At 73.6% G+C, this 16,076-nt stretch carries 16 protein-coding genes and 1 pseudogene; 12 read left to right on the top strand and 5 right to left on the bottom strand.

Annotated elements, in window-relative coordinates; translation table 11 throughout:
- The first annotated feature begins 6 nt into the window (after positions 1 to 6).
- Positions 7 to 1,173, top strand: coding sequence for a glycosyltransferase family 4 protein (locus BKA00_RS31065; protein WP_185031095.1), 1,167 nt, complete (start codon positions 7 to 9; stop codon positions 1,171 to 1,173).
- 21 nt (positions 1,174 to 1,194) lie between these two features.
- Complete coding sequence (locus tag BKA00_RS31060) at positions 1,195 to 1,866, top strand: shikimate kinase (protein WP_185031093.1); 672 nt, start codon at positions 1,195 to 1,197, stop codon at positions 1,864 to 1,866.
- A gap of 79 nt (positions 1,867 to 1,945) precedes the next feature.
- Here the strand turns inward: BKA00_RS31060 and BKA00_RS31055 are convergent, their stop codons facing one another.
- A complete protein-coding gene (locus tag BKA00_RS31055; RefSeq protein ID WP_185031091.1) occupies positions 1,946 to 2,785 on the bottom strand; it encodes an HAD-IIB family hydrolase in 840 nt (279 codons plus the stop codon).
- A gap of 77 nt (positions 2,786 to 2,862) precedes the next feature.
- Here BKA00_RS31055 and BKA00_RS31050 point away from each other — a divergent pair, with 77 nt between their 5' ends.
- The 9 genes and pseudogenes from BKA00_RS31050 (at position 2,863) to ppk2 (ending at position 12,267) form a co-directional block, all read left to right on the top strand.
- Positions 2,863 to 3,939, top strand: a complete 1,077-nt coding sequence (locus tag BKA00_RS31050; RefSeq protein ID WP_185031089.1) for a hypothetical protein — start codon at positions 2,863 to 2,865, stop codon at positions 3,937 to 3,939.
- Positions 3,940 to 3,963: 24 nt separating this feature from the next.
- A complete protein-coding gene (locus BKA00_RS31045; protein WP_185031087.1) occupies positions 3,964 to 4,626 on the top strand; it encodes an AAA family ATPase in 663 nt (220 codons plus the stop codon).
- 12 nt (positions 4,627 to 4,638) lie between these two features.
- Entirely contained in the window at positions 4,639 to 5,601 is a 963-nt protein-coding gene (locus BKA00_RS31040; RefSeq protein WP_185031085.1) for an NAD-dependent epimerase/dehydratase family protein, read from the top strand.
- Between the two features lie 486 nt (positions 5,602 to 6,087).
- Positions 6,088 to 7,290 (top strand): DMT family transporter, encoded by a 1,203-nt coding sequence (locus tag BKA00_RS31035; RefSeq protein ID WP_185031083.1) that lies wholly within the window; start codon positions 6,088 to 6,090, stop codon positions 7,288 to 7,290.
- A gap of 217 nt (positions 7,291 to 7,507) precedes the next feature.
- The gene (locus tag BKA00_RS31030) at positions 7,508 to 8,857 is read left to right on the top strand and encodes an MFS transporter (protein ID WP_230299045.1); all 1,350 of its coding nucleotides are present in this window, start codon (positions 7,508 to 7,510) and stop codon (positions 8,855 to 8,857) included.
- A gap of 79 nt (positions 8,858 to 8,936) precedes the next feature.
- On the top strand, positions 8,937 to 10,067 hold the full coding sequence (locus tag BKA00_RS31025; RefSeq protein ID WP_185031081.1) for an ABC transporter permease: 1,131 nt from the start codon (positions 8,937 to 8,939) through the stop codon (positions 10,065 to 10,067).
- Positions 10,064 to 10,792 carry an ABC transporter ATP-binding protein gene (locus BKA00_RS31020; protein WP_185031079.1) on the top strand — a complete coding sequence of 243 codons (729 nt, stop codon included), beginning with the start codon at positions 10,064 to 10,066 and terminating at the stop codon, positions 10,790 to 10,792. Before BKA00_RS31025 ends, BKA00_RS31020 begins: the two co-directional genes overlap by 4 nt.
- A 39-nt stretch (positions 10,793 to 10,831) precedes the next feature.
- Positions 10,832 to 11,416: a TetR/AcrR family transcriptional regulator gene (locus BKA00_RS31015; protein ID WP_185031077.1), complete on the top strand. Its 585-nt coding sequence runs from the start codon at positions 10,832 to 10,834 to the stop codon at positions 11,414 to 11,416.
- A 51-nt stretch (positions 11,417 to 11,467) separates the two neighbouring features.
- Positions 11,468 to 12,267 (top strand): annotated as a pseudogene (gene ppk2, locus BKA00_RS40935) (polyphosphate kinase 2).
- A gap of 42 nt (positions 12,268 to 12,309) precedes the next feature.
- Here the strand turns inward: ppk2 and BKA00_RS31005 are convergent.
- The 4 genes from BKA00_RS31005 to BKA00_RS30990 form a co-directional block, all read right to left on the bottom strand.
- The gene (locus tag BKA00_RS31005; RefSeq protein WP_221493357.1) at positions 12,310 to 12,531 is read right to left on the bottom strand and encodes a DUF7489 domain-containing protein; all 222 of its coding nucleotides are present in this window, start codon (positions 12,529 to 12,531) and stop codon (positions 12,310 to 12,312) included.
- Between the two features lie 105 nt (positions 12,532 to 12,636).
- Entirely contained in the window at positions 12,637 to 13,302 is a 666-nt protein-coding gene (locus BKA00_RS31000; RefSeq protein WP_185031075.1) for a response regulator, read from the bottom strand.
- 236 nt (positions 13,303 to 13,538) lie between these two features.
- A complete protein-coding gene (locus tag BKA00_RS30995; protein WP_185031073.1) occupies positions 13,539 to 14,141 on the bottom strand; it encodes a response regulator transcription factor in 603 nt (200 codons plus the stop codon).
- Entirely contained in the window at positions 14,138 to 15,304 is a 1,167-nt protein-coding gene (locus tag BKA00_RS30990; protein ID WP_230299043.1) for a histidine kinase, read from the bottom strand. The genes BKA00_RS30995 and BKA00_RS30990 overlap by 4 nt, the downstream gene beginning before the upstream one ends.
- Before the next feature lie 154 nt (positions 15,305 to 15,458).
- Here BKA00_RS30990 and BKA00_RS30985 point away from each other — a divergent pair, with 154 nt between their 5' ends.
- Positions 15,459 to 16,034, top strand: a complete 576-nt coding sequence (locus BKA00_RS30985; protein ID WP_221493356.1) for a hypothetical protein — start codon at positions 15,459 to 15,461, stop codon at positions 16,032 to 16,034.
- Positions 16,035 to 16,076: the final 42 nt, after the last annotated feature.

The raw sequence follows: 16,076 nt of genomic DNA, 5'->3' as shown, positions 1-16,076 counted from the left end.
ATGATCATGAGGAGCCAGACCGGTGTGCCCGGGCGGGCCGGCGTGCCCGGGGGGCAGATCGGCATGATCCAGATCGCCCGTGCGCTGCCCCCGCTCGGAACCGAGGTGAGCCTGTTCGTCGGCGGGCCGCGGATGGCCTACTTCGCGGGCCTCGACGACCTCGATCCGCGCTACCTGCGCTGGCCGACCTGGCTCGACACCGCCATCGCGTCCGCGCCGGGCGGGGTGCGCGCGCTCGGCCGGCGCCTGCGGCGGCGCCGGTGGCTGGCCGCGGTCACGGCGCTGCCGGAGTTCGCCGGCGCGGACGTGATCCACGTCCAGGGTCTCGAGGACGCCGAAGCGCTGCTCGACCGGGTCGACGGGCCGATCGTCGTCACCCACTGGGGACGGGTCGGCCGGTGGCTTCCCACCGGAACCGACGCGCGCGCGGACGAACTGCTGGCCGAGCGCATCAGCCGGATCCGCGCCGGAGCCAGGATCGTGGCCATCGGCCAGGCGCAGGCCCAGGCGCTGACGGACGCGGGCCTGCCGCCGTCGGCCGTCATCCCGCCCGGGATCGACCTGGAGCACTTCGCCCCGGGCGACCGCGCCCGGGCCCGCGGCACGCTGGGGCTGCCCTCCGACGCCAAGATCGTGCTCTACGTGGGCCGCCTCGCCGCCGACAAGAACGTCGAGACCGTGCTGTCGGCGTTCGCCGGCATCAGCGCGAAGGTCGGGAACAGCAGGCTGCTCGTCGTCGGCGACGGCCCCTTCCGGCAGGACCTGCAACGCGCCGCCGCGCGGCTCGGCGTCGAAGCGTCGGTGTCGTTCCTGTCCTTCGTCCCCCACCAGCAGCTGCCCGCGTACTACCAGGCCGCCGACGTCACCGTCGTGCCGTCGAACCTGCTGGAGACGTTCTGCATGGTCGCCCTCGAGGCCATCGCCTGCCGCTGCCCTCTGGTCGTCACCGACCAGGTCCCGGAGATCCTGAACGACTTCCCCGACGTCCCCTCGGTGTCCCCCTACGACGTCGCCGGCTTCCAGAAGCACATGCTCGCGGCCCTGCGCGGCGAGCTGGGTCCGGCCGCCGACGGGCGCGTCAGCGAGTACGCCTGGAGCGGGATAGCCCGTCAGTACGCTGACCTGTACCAGACCGCCGACCGCCGCGGCGGCGGCGAGACCTCAAGCCGATAGGCACTCGCGAGGAGCCGACGAATGCACTCTGCCCTGAACGAAGGGACCCACCCCGACGTCGCGCGGGAGCGGTTGCGGCACGTCTACTGGATCGGCGGCGGCAGCGGGGCCGGGAAGTCCACCATCGCGCGGCGCATCGCCGACCGGTACGGGATGCGGTTGTACGACACCGACGCGGTCATGCCCGACCACGCCCGGCGGTTGCCCGCGGAGGAGGCCCCCTACCTGCGCGAGTTCGCGGCCATGGACATGGACCAGCGGTGGGTGTCCAGGAGCCCGCGCGAGATGCTCGACACCTTCCACTGGTACCGGGGCGAGGGGTTCGGCCTGATCGTCGAGGACCTCCTCGCCCTTCCCGCCGACCGCCCGGTGCTGGCCGAGGGCTTCCGGCTGCTGCCCGGCCTCGTCCGGCCCCTGCTCACCGAGATGAGCCGCGCCGTGTGGCTGCTGCCCACCCCCGGGTTCCGCGAGGCGGTGTTCGACGGCCGCGGCGGCCCCGCGTGGGGGTTCGTCGCCAAGACCGGCGACCCGGGGCACGCGCTGCGGAACCTGCTCCAGCGCGACGCCATGTTCACCGAGCGGCTCACCGAGCAGACCCGGGACCTGGGCCTGAACGGGCTCAGGGTGGACCCCGCGGTCACCGAGGACGACCTTGCACGGCGAGTCTCCGCGGCGTTCGGCCTTGAGCAGTAGGCGGTCACGACGCGGCCGCCCCGGGCCGGGCCGCGGCGGCCGCGACCGCCGGGAACGGCCTCCGGCGGGTCCGCCCGGGTCAGGCGCGCCCGTCCAGCAGGCGTTCCAGGTACACGCCGACGCCGTCCTCGACGTTGGCGAGCGTCACGTCCGTGGCCGCGGCCCGCACCTCCGCGTGCGCGTTGGCCACGGCGACCGACCGTCCGGCCCACAGCATCATCGGAACGTCGTTGGGCATGTCGCCGAACACCAGGACGTCGGCCGCCGGGATCGCCAGCTCGCCGGCGACGGCGGCGAGGGCGCTGCCCTTCGTCACCCCCCGCCGGCTCATCTCGACCAGCCCGAGGTACCCCTGCCGGGTCACCTCGACCAGATCGCCGACGGTCGCGGCCACCAGCGCCACGAACGATTCCGGCTCGCGCCCGGGGGCGCGCGCCTGGAGCTTCACCACCGGCCCGCCGGTCACGTCCGGCAGCACGGTCGGCGGCGGGGCGTCCGCGGCCTTCCGGTTCCGGGGCCAGCCGGGCTCGTGCAGGACCCGGCCGCCGCACTCCACGTGCGCGGCGAAGACCACCTCGGGCACCCGCTCGCGGAGCAGCGCGCACACCCGCCGGACGTGCGCGGGAGGCATCGGCCGGCAGGCGAGCACCCGCTCCCCCGCAGGGTCGTACACCACCCCGCCGTTGGCGCATATCGCCAGGTACCGGGCACCGAGCTGGGAGTAGACCTTTCCGAGCCGGTGCTGCGACCGTCCGGTCACCAGCACCACTCCGGCGCCGGCGTCCGCCGCCCGGCGCAGTGCGGCGGCGTTGCGCGCGCTGACGGCGCCCCCGTCCCCCAGCAGCGTGCCGTCGAGGTCGGTCGCGATCAGTCGCGGCCGCGCGGCCGGGTGGGCGGGAGGCGGGGGCGAGGACGTCACGCCGCGACGATAGCCCCGGCCGCGAAGCGCGCGACGACCCGGCGCACGGCGCTCGCGGACGACCACCGGAGAACACCGTGACCGAGACGTCCGACCGCCTCCGGGACCTCACCGGCGAAGCGTCCCTGAACCACGTCGTCCTCGGCCCCGCCGGGTCGATCGGCGTCGAAGGGCGGCTCGCGGAGGACGCGTGCTCCCGCGACGCCCTGCACGCCCTGGCCGCCGGCCTCGGGCTGACCGGCCTGCGGAGGGACCGCCTGGCGGACGACCTCGCCCGCGCCGCGGCGTCGTCCGACGCGGATTCGGCGCGCTCGGCCGCCGCCGTGCTGCACGCCTTCGGGACGCGTCTCGGAGCGCTGATCGCGACGCTGCGCGACCCGGCCACCGCCGCACGCCAGGGGAGCACGCCGTACCGCCGGGACTTCCTCGCCCGGTGGACGACCGTCGAGCGCGTATGGCTCGCCGGCGGCCTGCTGGCGGGCGCGTGCGGCCCGCTCGTCCTGGAGGGAGCGAGGGCGACCGCCGGTCTCGCTCCGCACCCGTGCCCCGTGGCCCTGCCGCCCCGGCCGGAGCTCGCCCCGCTCATCGGCGCGGCCCGGCACCTGCCCGCGAGCTCCGGCACTGAGGCCGCGGTGGTGGCCGACCTGGGCCACACCAGCATCAGGACCGCCGTCGCGGAACGCCACGGCCGCACCCTGCGGCGCCTCCGCCACCTCCGTGCCGGGCCCGCACCCCGCCTGCCCGGCACCGTCGAGTCCGCCGTCGGCGCCGCGCTGGCCGAGGCGGTGCGGGACGTCGCGGACCCGACGGCCAAGCGGATCCGCGTCATCGTCAGCGTCGCCTCGTTCGTGCGGGACGGGCTGCCCGCCGACGACGGGCAGGGGATCTACGGATGCCTCGCGGCGGGTGCTCCCGCGCTGCTGCGCGCGATCCGCGACGCCGCCGGCGTCGGCGCCGACCTGCGGTTCCTGCACGACGGGACCGCCGCGGCGTCGGCAGCGGGCGGCACGGGCGACGCCGTGATCACGGCGGGAACGTGGCTGGGCGTGGGCTTCGCGCCCATGGGAGGGCCGCCGCGGCTCACCGTGCCGCGGGACCGGCTGCCCGTCGCCTGGGCGGACGAGGCCGGCCCGCCGCCGGACGCGCTCGGCTGAGGATCGAGGGGAGGGTTCGACGAAGTGGAGCACGGCGACCAGGGCGAAGGCGCGGACGAGGCCCCGGCAGGCGCCTCCAAGGCACCGGCCGGGACGTCCGGTACGGCGCCCGCCGGCGCGTACCGTCCGACCCTCGTCGTCGTGAGCGGGCCTCCCGGCTCGGGCAAGACGACCCTGGCGGGCCTGCTCGCGCGGACGCTGCCGTGCCCCCTCGTGTCGCGCGACGCCATCAACGAGGGCATCTTCCACACCTTCGGGCACGACCTCGGCGTCGCCGGCAAGGAGTCCGTCGCGCGCATGGCCTTCGACGCCTTCTTCCAGACGGTGGACCTGCTGCTCTCCTCGAAGGTGTCGGTCGTGGCCGAGGCGGCCTTCCAGCATCGGAGGTGGCGCCTCGGGCTGGACTCGCTCAAGGCCGGGGCGGACGTCAGGCTCGTGCACTGCGTGATCGATCCCGGGCTGGCCCGCCGGCGCGTGGCCGCGCGGCTCCGCGAGCAGCCCGACGGTCCCGGTACGCGGCGGGCGGCGCTGGCCCGGCGAGGAGGAACCGGCGGCGCCGCGAGCGGATGGGAGGAGCCGTCGCTCGCGGCTCCCTCGCTCCGCGTCGCCACGGCGGGCGGCTATGACCCGGACATCGACGTGATCATCGACTTCATCCGTGCAGAACGTGGATCCGGCACTCAGTAGAGGGTGGCATAGGTGAACTCATTATCGTCCGTCGCAGTAATCGGGGGAAGCGGCTTCATCGGGTCACATCTGTGTGAACTGCTGTTGGACATGGAGTGCCGGGTGTACTGCGTGGACAACTTCGCCACCAGTGGACCCCATAACGTGGCACATCTGGCGGACCGGCCCGGGTTCGCACTCATCGAACACGACATCAACGAACCTCTCGACCTGGCCGGCGCGGTCGGGGCCGTGGTGCACCTCGCCTCGCTGCCCAGTCCGGTCGACTATCTGGCACGTCCGGTGGAGACCCTCCGTGTCGGATCCCTCGGCACGCTCAACACCCTGGACTTCGCCCGGGAGAAAGGCGCCCGATATGTGTACGCGTCGAGCAGCGAGGTCTACGGCGACCCATCCGTGCACCCGCAGACGGAGTCGTACCACGGCAATGTGAACCCCATGGGGCCGCGCTCCTCATATGACGAGGGGAAACGGTTCGGCGAGGCGGCCTGCGAGGCGTACCGGACCGTGTACGACGTCGACACCACGGTGCTGCGCATCTTCAACACCTACGGCAGCCGCATGCGGGCGGAGGACGGCCGGCTCGTGCCCACCTTCATCCGCCAGGCGCTGGCCGGACGGCCCATCACCGTGCACGGCACCGGGCGGCAGACGCGTTCGCTGTGCCATGTGGACGACACCGCGAAAGCCCTGGTCAAAGCGGCCCTGGCCGGGCACGCGGGGCCGATGAACATCGGGAATCCCGACGAGCTGCCGGTCGTCGCCATCGCCGAGCTCATCCGGGAGCTGTGCGACTCGCGGTCGCCGATCCATCATCTCGGCGCCCGCGAGGAGGATCCCACGAGGCGGCGCCCCGACATCGGCCTGGCCCGCCGGGCGCTCGACTGGGAGCCGCGCGTGAGCTTGAGAGCCGGATTGACCGACACGATCGCCTGGTTCGCCAGCCATTCGTCACTGGCCGTCGTGAACCCCTGACGTTCCTTTTCCCGATGCGGGCATGGTACGCCATGCCCGCATCATTCCTGTGATTCCTCCGCCCCCCGGGAGAGCCCGCGACCGAATCCGGTCACGGGAGCCGGGTTGCGGATCGGCACCTTTCACGGACGCACCCAATGCCGCATCACTCGAAGGATATTTTCCTACCGATCGGCTGAACTGGGAAAACGACGGCCCGGCCCTGCCTCACAAAGGGTTTCTCAACCACAGGGCCGGGTCGCCGCCTCCCATGCGCCCCTGCCGACGGGTGAAGAGTCCGCCGCGTGAATCGAGGGGCTTGCACGCCGACCAGAATACCAGCCGACACCGTCCGGCCCTTGTGTTACGTTCGGCCTTACGTAACTCGACAAAATAGGACCGATCCCGGTCTTCGAGTTGCGCCCGTCAATCGGGTGCAGCGAGGAGGACCGGGATTGAAGACCCCGGACCTCCTCGTGAGCACCACTCACAAAGGAGGGGGTCCCTTTGAGGAACCTCGAAAGCCGCGAACGCGCTCGCGCGCTCGCGTTCATCCTCACCATCTGCGGCTTCGTGCCGCGGCGGGTGAAGCTCGCCCGCGAGTGGCTGACCAACGAGGTGACCGGACCCGCCAAGAGGCGGCGCCCGGCCATCGCGTGGACGGTCGCCGTGGCGGCGATGGTCGTCGGCACCGGCAACAACGTCCTGCTCCTGAAGTCGGGAGCGACGGGCATGCCCGCCTTCGTGACCGCCTTCCTGACCGACGTCGCGGCGTGCACGGCCCTCTGGCTGGTCGTCCGTCCCAAGTGGCGGCAGGTCGACAGGCGGGTCAAGCGCTCGGCGCTCATCTTCGGATGCACCTCACCGGTCAGCATCTGGAGCGGGCAGGAAGCGCTGCACCACATGCCCTACGCGATGGTCGCGGTGCTGGCCCTGATGGTGGGGCCGATGATCGCGGCCCTGGTGTCGGGACGCAAGAACTGGCAGATAGTCGGGTGGGTGCTCGTCTCGGGCACCGGCGCCACGCTCCTGTACGGCATGGCGGCCTGGCAACTCTCGCCCATCGGGATCCTGAGCGTCGTCCTCAACGGGATGATGTACTGGGCCATGGCGCGGATCTTCACCGGTCTGGGCCGCCTGGAGGAGGAGTTCGCCAAGGAGGCCGAACTGGCGGTCAGCGCCGCCAGGAAGGCCGAACTGGCGGCCGGCACCGCCGAGGAGGCCGAGCTGGCGGCCATCGCCGTCAAGGAGGCCGAGGCGAAGGCCGGCACCCGGAAGGAGGCCGTGCTGACGGCCAGTGCCCTGAAGGGGCTGGTCTCGGTTCCGGCGCTGTTCCTGCTCTTCCTGTGGGCCGGCGGCCCGACGCAGGTCGGCCAGCACAGCGTGTGGTCCACGGTCGGCGCCCTGAGCGTCGGCACGCTGGCCACGATCAGCGCGCTGTGCTCGAGCGCCGCCTGGAAGCGGGGCTTGAGCATCTCCGCACACGCTCAGCTCCAGCCGGCCAAGCCGCTGCTGGGCCTGTTCTGGGGGACTCTGGTCGCAGGCCAGAAGCCCCCGAAGTTCACGCAGGACACGATCGCCGGGTATCTCCTGGTCTGCCTGGGAGCACTGGCGGTCGGCCTCATCTTCGTCGAGCAGAAGACGAAGGAGCAGATCAGGAAGGCCCGCGCCAAGAAGGCGCGGGCCCAGGAGGAGCCTGACATCGCCTGACGGCGCAAGCCGTCGGGGATGCAGTAGCGGAGACGGTGCCCTAACACCGTGACCGCACCAGTCGAACGGCGGGGGGCTTCCGCCTCCCGCCGTTCTTCTTCGCCCGCCGTGATCCTAGCGCCTGAATAAAACGTTCCAAAGCCGTGCCCGACGGGAGCACCGCGCGTCGCGGCGCGGTCTCCGGCGGCGCTTCGTGTCATGAGTGAACCTAGAGGCGATGAACCCTGCTGACGAGTACGGCGAAACCGAAGGCGGAGGCCCGGACGGAGGCCGGTCGCGGTGGGCGCGGGTGCCGGCGGCGCCGATGTTCCGCTCGCTGCGCAACCGCAACTTCCGCCTGTTCACGGCCGGAGCGCTGGTGTCCAACACCGGCACCTGGATGCAGCGGGTGGCCCAGGACTGGCTGATCCTGGAACTGAGCCACAACGACGGGACGGCGCTGGGCATCACCACCGGCCTGCAGTTCCTGCCGATGCTGCTGTTCGGGCTGTGGGGCGGGGTGATCGCCGACCGCTACTCCAAGCGCCGGGTCCTGGTGCTCGCCCAGGTGGCGATGGGCCTGCTCGCGCTGGTCCTCGGCCTGCTGGCGGTCACCGGAGGCGCCCGGCTGTGGCACGTGTACCTGCTGGCGTTCGGGCTGGGAGTCGCCACGGTCGTGGAGAACCCGGCCCGGCAGACCTTCGTGGTGGAGATCGTCGGCAGGACCGACCTGCCCAACGCCATCGCGCTGGGCGGCGCCTGCTTCAACATCGCCCGGGTGCTCGGCCCCGCCGTGGCGGGGCTGCTGATCGCGGTGATCGGCACCGGACCGGTCTTCCTGGTGAACGCGGCGTCCTACGCCGCCGTGCTGGCCGCCCTGGCGTCGATGCGGACCGGCGAGCTGCGCTCGGCCGACCCGGTGCCCCGGGGCAAGGGCCAGCTGCGGGAGGGCCTGGCCTACGTGCGGGCCCGCCGGGAGCTGGTCACGGTCCTGCTGCTGCTGGGGCTCGTGGCCACGTTCGGGATGAACTTCGCGGTGACCATCCCGCTGATCGCCAAGGAGGTCTTCCACACCGGGGCGTCCTCCTTCGGGCTGGCCTCCACCATGCTGGCCGCGGGCTCCCTGGCCGGAGCGCTGGTGGCGGCCCGCCGGGCGCGCCCGACCCGCCGGCTGATGCTCGGCGCGGCGGCGCTGTTCGGGGTGCTGGAGATGGCGGTGTCGCTGATGCCGTGGTACTGGCTGTTCCTGGTGCTGCTGGTCCCCACCGGCGCCGCGGTGCTGACGTTCACCACCACCGCCAACTCCACCATGCAGCTCGACGTCGACCCGGCCATGCGCGGCCGGGTGATGGCGCTGTACACGCTGGTCTTCCTCGGCACCAACCCGCTCGGCGCGCCCCTCATCGGACGGCTGTCGGAGCTGCTCGGGCCGCGCTCGGCGATGACGCTCGGCGGCGCGGTGTCCGCCCTCGCCCCACTGCTGGTGGCGGCCCTGATGCTGCCCGGCACGGTCCCCGGCCCCACCGCCCCCGCGCCGGACCCGGCCGCTCCCCGCCCGCCCACCGGCCGCGGAAGGTTCCGCCGTTAGTGGGCCCCTGGCCCGGGTTGGCGACACCGTGTTGCTATCTTGTCGACATGATGTCGATAAATGCGCGGGTGTGGGGCTGATGTTCCTCGCGCTTCGCGAGCTCCGCTTCGCCAAGGTCCGGTTCGGGCTGATGGGCGCCGTCGTGGGCTTGATCGCGGTCCTCATGGTCATGCTGTCCGGGCTGTCGGTGGGACTGGTCAGGGACGGGGTGTCCGGGTTGCAGAACCTGCCCGTCACCTCCTTCGCGTTCGAGCGCGACGTCCAGCACGACTCCGCCTTCTCCCGGAGCGTGGTGGACATGTCCGCCGTGGACGCCTGGCGGAGCCGTCCGGGCGTGGCGCAGGCCGCCCCCTACGGGAACACGCTCGCCAACACCAAGAGCGGCCGGGGCGTGGACGTCGACCTCGCGCTGTTCGGGGTGGCGCCGGACTCCTTCCTGTCGCCCGAGGTCGGCGAGGGCTCGCGGCTGAAGGACGCGGACGGCGTCGTCGTCAGCGCCACGGCCCTGGACGCCGGCCTGCGCGTCGGCGACACGATCACCGTCGCCCGGCTCGGGACGAGGCTGCGCGTCGTCGGGGCCACCCCCCGGCAGGACACCTTCGGGCATGTCGACGTGGCGTACGTGCCGCTGCGGACCTGGCAGCTGATCAAGGCGGGCGCGGCCCCGGGCGACCCGGTGCCCGCGCACGCCACGCGGGAGATCACCGCCGTGGCGGTGCGCGCGAAGGCCGGCGCGCCGGTCGACCTCGCCGCGGGGGACGCCGCCGCCGGAACCGAGAGCCTCACGCTGGAGGACTCCTACGGCGCCTCGCCCGGCTACTCGGCCGAGACGGCCACGCTCCAGCTCATCCAGGTGTTCCTGTACGCCATCTCCGCCCTGGTCGTCGGGGCGTTCTTCGCCGTCTGGGCGATCCAGCGCAAGCACGAGGTCGCCGTGCTGCGCGCCATGGGCGCGTCGAGAGGCTGGCTGCTGCGCGACGCGCTCACCCAGGCGTTCCTCCTGCTGGTCGCCGCCGTCGGGATCGGCGCCGGAATCGGCGTCGGCCTCGGCTCGCTCATCACCGGCGGCGGGATGCCGTTCGCCCTCAGCGCCCCGAGCGTCACGGGCGCCGCCGCGGGGCTCGTCCTCCTCGGGCTCGCGGGGGCCGGCGCCGCCGTCGCCCGGATCGCGTCCACCGACCCGGCCACCGCCCTCGGAGGCAACCGATGACAGAGCAGACCACGTCGGCCCCCGGGCCGCGGGAGACCGGAGCGGCCGGCCGCACCGGACTCGTCATGGAGGGCGTCGGCCTCAGGCACGGCGACGGCTCCGAGACCGTCCAGGCCCTCGACGACGTCGATCTCGCGGTGCGCCCCGGAGAGCTGGCCGCCATCGTCGGCCCGTCCGGGGCCGGCAAGTCGAGCCTCCTCGCGGTCGCGGGCGGGCTCGCCCGCGCGGACCGGGGCACGGTCACGCTGGCGGGGCTCGACATCACGGCCGCCGGCGCGAGGGCCAGAGCGAGACTGCGCCGCGAGCACGTCGGGTTCGTCTTCCAGACGGGCAACCTGGTCCCGGCGCTCACCGCCGTCGACCAGCTCCGGCTGCCGCTGCGGTTCCGTCCGCGCCGCGCGCGCTCCGGCCGCGACGCGCTCGCCCTGCTGGAGGACGTGGGAATGGCGGACAAGGCCGGCCGGCGGCCCCACCAGCTGTCCGGCGGGGAGCGGCAGCGGGTCGGCATCGCCCGGGCGCTGGTGACCGGGCCGAGCGTGCTGCTCGTGGACGAGCCGACCGCCGCCCTGGACCGGGCGCGCAGCCACGAGATCGTCCGCCTGCTCGCCCGCGAGGCGCGGCAGCACGGCGTGGCGGCCATCATGGTGACCCACGACCACGACGTTCTCGACCACTGTGACACGGTGTACGAGATGATCGACGGACGCCTGGCCGCGCTCGCCTGAGGCCCCGGCCGGGCCGTCCGGCGAGGAGGAGGGGGCCGCGTGCCGAAGATCCAGGCGCCGACCGTGGCGGAGCACCGCGCCGCGCAGCGGGCGGCCCTGCTCGACGCCGCCCGCACCCTGCTGTCCGAGGACGCCGAGCGCGCCCCCGGCCTGGCGGACGTCGCCCGCCGGGCCGGGCTCGCCCGCTCCAGCGTCTACGCCTACTTCCGGTCCCGCGACGACCTGCTCGACGCCCTCATCGTCGACACCTTCCCGCGCTGGTCCGCCTACGTCGAGGCGCAGATGGCGAAGGTCCGGACGCCCGGCGACCGGATCCTCGCCTACGTCTACGCCAACCTCCGCCTCGTCGCCCGCGGAGACCACGCGCTGGCCCGCGCCCTCGCGGCCACCGGCCGCACCGACACGCTGGCCAACTCCAGCCGGCTGCTGCACGACGAACTCCAGACGCCGCTCCGCGCGGCCCTGGCCGACCACGGCGCCTCCGACCCCGACCGGACCGCCGAACTCGTCCAGTCGATCGTCTACGCCCTGACTCGGATGATCGAGGACGGCCTCGCCGAACGCGCGGCCCGCCGGCTCGCCCACGAACTACTCGCCCCCTACCTGGAGCCAGCGGCGCCGTAGCCGGGACGAACCCGCCCCCCTCAAAGCGGTCCCGCTGGGTAAGGATCTCTTATGAGCAAGGTCGAGCGGCTGCCTCGGCGGGTGTACGAGCCGGAGCTCGCCCGCCTCCAGGCGGAGCTGGTGAAACTGCAGGAGTGGGTGCGCAGCGAGGGCGCCCGCGTCGTGGTGGTGTTCGAGGGGCGGGACGCGGCCGGCAAGGGCAGCACGATCAAACGGGTCACCGAGTACCTCAATCCCCGCGTCGCCCGGATCGCCGCGCTGCCCGTCCCGACCGACCGCGAGCGCACCCAGTGGTACTTCCAGCGCTACGTCGAGCACCTGCCCGCCGCCGGGGAGATCGTCCTGTTCGACCGCTCCTGGTACAACCGGGCGGGCGTCGAACACGTCATGGGCTTCTGCTCCAAGCAGGAGTACACGCGCTTCCTCCACCAGTGCCCGATCTTCGAGCGGCTGCTGGTCGAGGACGGGCTCCTCCTGCGCAAGTACTGGTTCTCCGTGAGCGACGCCGAGCAGGAGCGCCGTTTCCGCAGCCGCCTGGCCACCCGACGCGCCGGTGGAAGCTGTCGCCGATGGACCTGGAGTCCATCACCCGCTGGGAGGACTACTCCCGCGCCAAGGACGAGATGTTCGTGCACACCGACATCCCCGAGGCGCCCTGGTACGTCGTGGACAGCGACGACAAGCGGCGCGCGCGGATCAACATGATCGCCCACCTGCTGTCCACGATCCCGTACCGGACGGTGGAGCCGCCGCGGCTGCCGCTCCCCGAGCGGCCGCCCCCCAAGGGCTACGAGCGGCCGCCGCGCGACATGCAGACCTACGTCCCCGACCACTCCGCGTCCCTGCTGTGAGAACGGCGCCGCCCGGGGCGGTCCGTCAGCGGCCGCGGTTCCCTACTTCTTGGAGGGGGCGGAGCCGGCCCGCTTGACGATCCCGTCGCCCTCGCTCACCGCGTTCCAGAGGGAGCCGTCGACGCGGATCTTCCTGCTCTTGCCGTCGGTGAAGGCGACCTTGAGGTAGTGGTAGAGGTTCGACCCGTCCGGCATGTTGCGGGACTTGCCGTCGACGACGCCCTCCCACTCCTCGTCCTCGTTCACCCGTCGTGACCTGAACACCGGTTCACCGTCCTTGCCGTGATGGCTCGTTCACTTCCTGTGATCAGGCTAGGGCGCGGCGGATCCGCGGGCCTCGACCGCGCGGGGGGTCTTGCGGATGCGACTTCAGGGTGACGGGCGGGGCCGGACGATACCGAGGTCGTAGGCCATCACGACGGCGTGCACGCGGTCGCGGGCACCGAGCTTGCGCAGGACGGACGAGACGTGGGTCTTCACGGTCGCCTCGGCGAGGGACAGGTACCCGGCGATCTCGGCGTTGGAGGCGGCCCGGGCGACCAGCGTGAGCACCTCCACCTCGCGGTCCGTCAGCTCGGCCAGCCGTCCGGGCCGGGCGGGTTCGGCCGGCCGGACGGCCACGAACCGGTCGAGGAGCCGGCGCGTCACGGTCGGGGCCAGCAGCGCCTCGCCCCGCGCGACCACCCGGACGGCGTCGGCCAGTTCCGGCGGGCGGACGTCCTTGAGCAGGAAGCCGCTCGCCCCCGCCCGCAGCGCGGCGTACAGCGGCTCGTCCAGGTCGAACGTGGTCAGGATGACGACCTTGGGCGGGTCGGCGGCGGCGGTGATCCGCCGGGTGGCCTCGATGCCGTCGGTGCCGGGCATCCGCACGTCCATCAGGACGACGTCGGGGCGCAGCCGGGCGGCCTCCCGGACGGCCTGGTCGCCGTCGCCCGCCTCGCCGACGACCTCCAGGTCCTCCCGGGCGTCGATGATCATGCAGAATCCGGCCCGGACCAGGTCCTGGTCGTCGGCGACGAGCACCTTGATCGTCATGGCGGCTCCCTCGGGGCGGCGGGGCGCGGGCCCGGACCCCCGGCCGGGTCGGGTCCCGCCGCCGGCGGCCCGCCCATCATCGCAGCGCGCGGCCAACGCCGGCGGCCTCCCGCACCGGCCGCTACCGGGCCGTCGCCTCCCAGAACCGGCAGTCGTGCTCCGTCCGGGCGTCGACGGTCCGGATCGCGGTTCACCAGCAGGTCTCTCCCCGCCCGCCCACGGATGTAGGGGCGGGGTCAGATCCAGCCTTGCTGCCAGGCCCGGTGGGCGGCGGCGTGGCGGGTGGGGGCCTGGAGCTTGGTCATGGCGGTGGAGAGGTAGTTGCGGACGGTGCCGGGCGCCAGGTGGACCTGGGCGGCGATCTCGTTGACCGAGGCTCCGGTGCGGGCGGCGCGCAGCACCTCCAACTCGCGGTCGGTGAGGGGGCACTCGTCCTCGGTGAGGGCGGCCGCGGCGATGTCGGCGTCGACGTAGCGGTGGCCCGCGGCGACGTCGCGGATGATCTCGGCGAGCCTGGACGCGGAGGTCGTCTTCGGGACGAAGCCGCGGACTCCGGCGGCGAGCGCGCGGCGCAGGACGGCGGGACGGGCATGCCGCGTGACCAGGACGACCCGGGTCGGCAGCTCGGCCCCGATCTCCTCGGCGGCGCTCAGGCCGTCGGCCGGCGGCATCTCCAGGTCCAGGACCGCGACGTCCGGCCGGTGCTCGCGGGCCAGCCGGACCGCGTCGGTGGAGGTGGACGCCTCGGCGACCACGGTGAGGTCGTCTTCGAGCGCGAGAAGGGAGGCCAGGGCGCTGCGCAGGAGGTCCTCGTCGTCGGCGATCAGGAGCCGGATCATCGGCCCTCGCCGTCTCCGGCGGGCAGTGACGCCGTGAGCTCGAACCGGTCGGCGTCGCGGGTCCAGGTCAGGTCGCCGCCCGCGGTCCTCAGCCGGCCGGCGAGGGCGCTCAGGCCGGTGCCGGGTGCGGCGCCGGGACCGGACGCGCCGTCGTTGCCCACCCGGAGGCGGGCGACGCCGCCGGTGACGCGGTAGTCGACGGACGCGTGGCGCGCCCGGCTGTGGCGCAGAAGGTTGGTGGTCGCCTCCCTCATCACCAGGCCCAGGAGGTGGCGGGCGGTGTCGCCGATGGCGGCGGGCTCCGCGGTGGTGCGGGCGTCGATGCCCGCGGAGGCGAGGATCCGGGCGGCGTTGGCGATCTCGTCGTCCAGGCTGGTGCGGCGGTAGCCGAGGACCACGGCGCGGGTGTCGCGGAGCGCGTCGGCGGCCAGCCCCCGCACATCCCGCATCTCGGCGGCGGCGCGCGGCGGGTCGGTCTCGGCGAGCCGGGCGGCCAGTTCGCTCTTCAGGGCGATGACCTGGAGGTGGTGGCCCTGGATGTCGTGCAGGTCGGCGGCGAACCGCAGGCGCTCGTCCTTGACGGCGAGTTCGGCCGACAGGCGGCGCGCCTCGTCCAGCCGTCCCGCGATGTCCCAGGCCCACAGGGGGCCGAGGACGGCCCAGACGACGAACAGGGTGACGCCGGGCGGGAACAGCGCGGCGTACAGCAGCTCTCCGTCCCCGCTCAGGAGGCTGACGGCGCCGCCGGGCAGCGCCGCGGCGACGACCGCGGCGGCGACCAGGAGGCGCCGGCGCCCGCGGTCCAGGTAGGTCGCGGCGACCGCCGTCATGAGCGCGGGCGCGATCGGCCACACCCCGTAGTCGCGCACGGCCAGGGAGCAGACGGCGAGCACGAGCGCGGCCAGCGCGCCGGCGGCCGGCCGGCCCGCGGGCGGGCGCGGCCGCGCACCGGCCGACAGCCGCGCGTTCAGCAGGGCCACCACCGCCGCGGCCTCGACCGCCAGCGCGGCCGCGCCGAGGACGCGCGGCTGGACCGGCACGTCGCCGTCCAGGATCCATTCGCCGGTGAAGAGGATCAGTACCGCCACGTTGGTGCCCGGCACCGCCCACCACGTGTAGCGGCGGAACCCCGCCAGCCCCGTCTCGTCGGCCCCTGTGCGCACGCCGCCATTGTTCCAGCGGAACACCTCCCGGGAGGGGTGTCATTTGTCCGATATCTGCATGACAGATGTCATCCGCGCACATGGTGGTCCGCCACTACCCCGGACGTTCGCGCCGCCCGAGGGTGGAGGCGTCGCCCATCCGAGGAGGATCACCGTGCAAGCACAGGAAGTCACACGCCACGGCTGGAGCCACGCGCTGATGCGGCGCTGGCCCACGGCGGCGGCCCTCGCCGCCGCGGCGGTCGTCTGGGGCGGCGGCCTCGGTGACCTGGACGAGGCGGTGTCCGGGTTCGGCGAGCTGGTGCTCGTGCTGGCCCTGGAGTACCTGATCCTCGCCCGGATCGGCCGGCGCGGGGCGTCCTGGCCCGTCGTCGGGTCCATGGTCGTGGCCATGGTCGTGATCGGCCTGCAGGACGCGGTGCCGCTGTCCGCCGTGATCGCGGCCACCGCGCTGGTCCTGCTCGTCTGGGAAGCCGTCGCCGGGGCGCCGGACGGGCGGGCCGTCTTCGGAGCACAGGCGGCGGGGATGGTCGGGTTCGGCGCGATCGCGCTCGCGAGCCTGGCGGTGGACCCCGACCTCGGCCGCTACCTGGTGGCGGCCGGCTGGCTGCTCCACGGGGTGTGGGACGCCGTCCACCTGAAGCTCGACAAGGTCGTCTCCCGCTCCTACGCCGAGGCCTGCGGCGTGCTCGACGTGGCGGTCGCCGCCATGCTCGTCTTCCTGCTGTGACCCCGCCGCGGACGCGGCCGCGGCCCGGCACCGCCCGCCCCG

The organism is Actinomadura coerulea (assembly GCF_014208105.1).
GTDB lineage: Bacteria > Actinomycetota > Actinomycetes > Streptosporangiales > Streptosporangiaceae > Spirillospora > Spirillospora coerulea.
This window is presented reverse-complemented; position numbering and strand designations above follow the sequence as displayed.

Coding starts and splice junctions, on each gene's coding strand:
- BKA00_RS31025 (WP_185031081.1), top strand. CDS start 8,937: ATGTTCCTCGCGCTTCGCGAGCTCCGCTTCGCCAAGGTCCGGTTCGGG.
- BKA00_RS31000 (WP_185031075.1), bottom strand. CDS start 13,302: ATGACGATCAAGGTGCTCGTCGCCGACGACCAGGACCTGGTCCGGGCC.
- BKA00_RS31030 (WP_230299045.1), top strand. CDS start 7,508: ATGAACCCTGCTGACGAGTACGGCGAAACCGAAGGCGGAGGCCCGGAC.
- BKA00_RS31060 (WP_185031093.1), top strand. CDS start 1,195: ATGCACTCTGCCCTGAACGAAGGGACCCACCCCGACGTCGCGCGGGAG.
- BKA00_RS31020 (WP_185031079.1), top strand. CDS start 10,064: ATGACAGAGCAGACCACGTCGGCCCCCGGGCCGCGGGAGACCGGAGCG.
- BKA00_RS31065 (WP_185031095.1), top strand. CDS start 7: ATGAGGAGCCAGACCGGTGTGCCCGGGCGGGCCGGCGTGCCCGGGGGG.
- BKA00_RS30995 (WP_185031073.1), bottom strand. CDS start 14,141: ATGATCCGGCTCCTGATCGCCGACGACGAGGACCTCCTGCGCAGCGCC.